Source organism: Nocardiopsis sp. NPDC055879, assembly GCF_053615935.1.
The window spans coordinates 1-1,574 of record NZ_JBSHCT010000083.1; the positions used below are offsets into that span (position 1 = coordinate 1).

A 1,574-nucleotide genomic window follows, 5' to 3' on the forward strand; every position below is an offset into this window, starting at 1 on the left:
TTCTGGTGATCCGATTCGTTCTGGTCCCGGCCGCGCCGGGAGCGCCCTGGTTCGCCACCGAATCGTGGGTGCCGGTGACAATGTTGTGGACAGGGTTCCGGTGCGACCACCGTGCCGCGTCCACACCCGACCGGGTACGCACGTCACCCGGGGCGCCGTCCCAGAGGGAGAACCGCGAAATGACCGCTCATCCCGAGACCACCGGCCCCGCCGACCCGGCCCGACTGGACACCGAACGCATGCATCGGATCTACCGGCACCTGCACGCCAACCCCGAACTGTCCATGAAGGAGTACGCGACCGCCGACTTCATCGAGGCCGAACTCGACGACCTCGACATCGCGCACTTCCGTTGCGCCGGCACCGGGGTGGTCGGGGTCGTCCACAACGGAGAGGGCCCCGTGGTGGCGTTCCGCGCGGACACCGACGCGCTGCCCATCCGTGAGGAGACCGGCCTGGAGTACGCCAGCGAGGCCGTCGGCACGCTCGACGACGGGACCGAGGTCCCGGTGATGCACGGCTGTGGCCACGACACCCACGTCACGTCCGCGCTCACGGCCGCCCGTGTCCTGGTCTGCGACCTCGACGCGTGGTCGGGAACGCTCGTCCTGGTGTTCCAACCCGGTGAGGAGACGGCGGTCGGCGCGCGTGCGATGGTCGACGACGGACTCTGGAACCGAGCCCCTCGCCCCGACATCGTCCTGGGCCAACACGTGATGCCGCTGCCCGCGGGCGCCGTGACGGTCAGCCACGGCGCCGCGATGTCCATGGCCGACTCGCTGAAGGTGACGGTGTACGGCCGCCAGGCCCATGGTTCACAGCCACAGGCCTCGGTCGACCCGATCGTGCTCGGCGCGGCCATCGTCACCCGGTTGCAGACCATCGTGTCGCGCGAACTGGACCCGCGGTCTCCGGCCGTGATCACCTGCGGCACCTTCCACGCCGGGTTCAAGGAGAACATCATCCCGGCCCAGGCGGAGTTCACCCTGAACATCCGCACGTTCGAACCCCAGGTGCGCGACCAGGTGCTCGCGGCGGTGCGCCGCGTCATCACGGGGGAGGCGGCCGTCTCCAACGCTCCGGAGCCGCTGATCGAGGAGCTCTACAGGTTCCCGCAGTGCTACAACGACCCCGACGAGGCCGCGCGGGTCGAAGCGGCCCTACGCGCCGGGCTGGGGGAGGACCGGGTGTCCGAAGGCGCCCCGAACATGGGCAGTGAGGACTTCGGGGAACTCTCCGAAGCCATCGACGTGCCCTCGGTCTACTGGTTCTTCGGTGGCTTCGACCCCGTGGACGGTGAGCCGCCGTCCAACCACTCGCCCTACTTCGCACCGGCCATGGAGCCGACGCTCGCCACCGGGGCCCGGGCGGCGATCACGGGGATCCTGGCCTACCTCGGAGCGGGCAGGGACGGTTCCGGCGACTGATCGCCCAGAGCCGGAGCGAAGGACCCCGGACATGACGAAGGCCGGTCCCGTGGGACCGGCCTTCGTGCTCGTCGGGGTGGCGGGATTTGAACCCACGACCTCTTCGTCCCGAACGAAGCGCGCTGCCAAGCTGCGCTACACCCCGAA

At 69.8% G+C, this 1,574-nt stretch carries 1 protein-coding gene and 1 tRNA gene; one reads left to right on the top strand and one right to left on the bottom strand.

Annotated elements, in window-relative coordinates:
- Positions 1–179 precede the first annotated feature (179 nt).
- Complete coding sequence (locus ACWGKS_RS29885; protein ID WP_452525076.1) at positions 180–1,427, top strand: amidohydrolase; 1,248 nt, start codon at positions 180–182, stop codon at positions 1,425–1,427.
- A 71-nt stretch (positions 1,428–1,498) separates the two neighbouring features.
- On the opposite strand, the gene ACWGKS_RS29890 is transcribed toward ACWGKS_RS29885, so the two are convergent.
- Positions 1,499–1,572 (bottom strand) — tRNA-Pro (locus ACWGKS_RS29890).
- Between the last annotated feature and the right edge of the window lie 2 nt (positions 1,573–1,574).

Excerpts from the sequence above, each read along its gene's own strand:
- ACWGKS_RS29885 (WP_452525076.1), top strand. The coding sequence starts at position 180 with ATGACCGCTCATCCCGAGACCACCGGCCCCGCCGACCCGGCCCGACTG.